At 35.9% G+C, this 276-nt stretch carries 1 pseudogene; it reads left to right on the top strand.

The features are described from left to right. Window positions 1–276, top strand: a pseudogene (locus AAEY88_RS13375) (hypothetical protein); the annotation flags it as partial.

Raw genomic sequence — 276 nt, 5'->3', positions numbered from 1 at the left:
CATTTAACAGTATCAGTAAAGAATACTTAGCACAGCGAAAGCAAGCAGGTGAAACCTGCCGTTTATTTAATAAGAGCCCAAGTAAAGGCAACTTAAAACGTATCAAAGAGTTATTTTTAAAGTCGGGTGATGGTGTAATTATAGAATCAGGTTTTCATTGCGATTACGGCAATCAAATAGTTATTGGTGATCGTACTTTTATGAATATTAATTGCACACTTCTCGACTCGCCATTAGCCAATCATTCAATCACCATTGGTGATGACTGCTTAATAG

The organism is Psychrobacter sp. CAL346-MNA-CIBAN-0220, assembly GCF_040309805.1.
GTDB lineage: Bacteria > Pseudomonadota > Gammaproteobacteria > Pseudomonadales > Moraxellaceae > Psychrobacter.
Note: the sequence above shows the minus strand (reverse complement) of the source record. Positions and strands in the feature narration are given on the sequence as shown.